This is a genomic window from Cronbergia sp. UHCC 0137, assembly GCF_034932285.1.
GTDB lineage: Bacteria > Cyanobacteriota > Cyanobacteriia > Cyanobacteriales > Nostocaceae > Cronbergia.
Window position 1 is genome coordinate 745 of the sequence record NZ_JAYGHC010000048.1, and the last position, 2,523, is coordinate 3,267.

The 2,523-nt window shown below is 45.2% G+C and carries 2 protein-coding genes; both read right to left on the reverse strand.

Annotated features, from left to right (window positions below):
• Positions 1-362: 362 nt before the first annotated feature.
• Positions 363-962 carry a 3-isopropylmalate dehydratase small subunit gene (gene leuD, locus VB711_RS20265; RefSeq protein WP_323288079.1) on the reverse strand — a complete coding sequence of 200 codons (600 nt, stop codon included), beginning with the start codon at positions 960-962 and terminating at the stop codon, positions 363-365.
• A gap of 105 nt (positions 963-1,067) precedes the next feature.
• Entirely contained in the window at positions 1,068-2,471 is a 1,404-nt protein-coding gene (gene leuC / locus VB711_RS20270) for a 3-isopropylmalate dehydratase large subunit (protein WP_323288080.1), read from the reverse strand.
• Positions 2,472-2,523 lie beyond the last annotated feature (52 nt).

A 2,523-nucleotide genomic window follows, 5' to 3' on the forward strand; every position in this document is an offset into this window, starting at 1 on the left:
CAGGCTGAAACTGTTGATATGTCTAGGTTTTTGGTTTATTCAGCAAACCCTAAGTAACTAGCGAAAGCAGTGTGAGAATTTGAAAAATCGGCTTCTTTCCGCAAAATCTGAATCTTGAGAAGCGATCGCTGTATAACAAATCTCTGAAGTGGAAAATATTGTGATATTTTGGTTTTGAGTTAGAGGCGATAACGTTCGCGGTAGCGTCTCGTAGAGAAGCCCTCCCCAAGAATCGCCCATAAGTTGCTTTTTTAGATTAGGGAAGGTGCGTCAGTCTCTTAAAATTAATGATTTTAGCGTAAATTATTCTGTCTGACGCACCCTACAAACTACTAAATATCCGAAAATTAATAACTGGCAACTTAGGTTAATAGTCCCCAAGCCAAATAGGGTAATTTATCAGCAGTTAGCTGCACCCGTGAACTATTTGCTACCAATTGTCCGCAAGCATCCCAAGTACCAGAAACGAAGGTATTTTGTGTACCTTCATTCATATTGACTGGGGTGGTAAAATCACCAGCTTGTACTTGCAATTTTTCCAAATCTATGGTAATGGAGATTTGAGGATTTGCTGTTACTAATTCTTGCAGTTGTGTAATTGTAGCTGTATCGGCGGTGACACAGGGAATCCCCATGGCGACACAGTTACCAAAGAATATTTCAGCGAAACTTTCCCCAATTACGGCTTTTATTCCCCATTTGGCTAGGGCTTGGGGTGCGTGTTCCCGTGATGAACCACAGCCAAAGTTACGATTAACTATTAATATTTTTGCCCCTTGGTATTGGGGTTGGTCGAAGGAATGTGTACCTTTTAATGCTTGGCGATCGTCGATAAATACTCCTGCACCTAAGCCGTCAAAGGTGATGGCTTTTAAGTAGCGGGCGGGAATGATCCGGTCTGTATCAATGTCGTTGCCGATTAAGGGGACGGCGGTACTGGATATTTTTTTGATTTGGCTCATGGTTTTAAAGGCAGGGGGCAGGGGGCAGGGGAGGCAGGGGAGGCAGGGGAGGCAGGGGAGGCAGAAAAAGAGAAATAATATTTTTTTCCTGTTCCCTGTTAAGAGTTAGAGTAATTCGCGCACGTCGGCGACTTCTCCTTTGATGGCTGCTGTGGCTACCATAGCCGGACTCATGAGTAGGGTACGACCGGAAGATGAACCTTGTCTACCTTTGAAGTTGCGGTTGGAGGAGGAGGCGCTAATTTGTCTACCTTGGAGTTTGTCGGGGTTCATGGCTAAACACATAGAACAACCGGGTTCGCGCCATTCAAAGCCAGCAGCAATGAAGATTTTATCTAGTCCTTCTGCTTCCGCTGCTTTTTTGACTCTTTCTGAACCGGGGACGACGAAGGCTTTTACTCCCTCGGCAACTTTTCGACCTTGGGCAATTTTGGCGGCTTCTCTTAGGTCACTGATTCTACCGTTGGTGCAGCTACCGATGAAGCAGACATCTATTTTTGTGCCAAGTATGGGTTGACCTGGGTACAAATCCATGTATCGGTAAGCTTCTTCGGCAATAAATCGGTCTTCTTCTAGGAGTTCTTGGGGGGTGGGGACTTTTTGATCGATGCCGATTCCTTGACCGGGGGTGATTCCCCAGGTGATGGTGGGGGGAATTTCGACTGCATCGAAGACTACAATATCATCATACTCGGCATGGCGATCGCTCTTAATTGATTCCCACCAAGCAACGGCTTGATCCCAGTTTGCACCTTTGGGGGCAAAGTCTCTGTTTTTCAGATAATCGTAGGTAATTTGGTCAGGATTAACGTAACCGCATCTTGCACCACCTTCTATGGCCATGTTGCAGACGGTCATCCTTTCTTCCATGTTCATCTGTTCAAAGGTTGTACCAGCAAATTCGTAAGCGTAGCCAACTCCACCTTTTACTCCCAAGGTGCGGATGATATGCAGGATCACGTCTTTGGCGTAAACTCCGGGTTTGAGTGTGCCGTTAACTTCGATTTTGCGGACTTTTAATTTAGATAATGCTAAAGTTTGGGAGGCGAGTATATCTCGGACTTGGCTTGTGCCGATGCCGAATGCGATCGCACCAAAGGCACCATGACTAGATGTGTGACTATCTCCGCAAGCAATGGTCATGCCTGGTTGGGTTAGTCCCAATTCGGGGGCGATAACGTGGACTATACCTTGATTTCCCGAACCAATATTATAAAAAGTGATGTTGTTTTCTTGACAACTCTTTTCTAATGCCTGGATCATTTCTTCTGCCAGGTTATCCACAAAGGGACGGGCTTGATTTTCTGTTGGTACTATATGATCTACTGTGGCTATGGTACGCTGTGGAAATAATACTTTTAAATCCCGCTCTTTGAGCATAGCAAAGGCCTGGGGACTGGTAACTTCATGGATTAGGTGTAGCCCGATAAATAGTTGGGTTAGCCCAGAAGGAAGTGTACCAACGGTGTGTAAGTCCCAAACTTTATCAAATAAGGTACCTTTGCTCATAGGTCAATCTATCTTAAAGGGAGTCGGATTTTTGATTATACCAGATCGTATG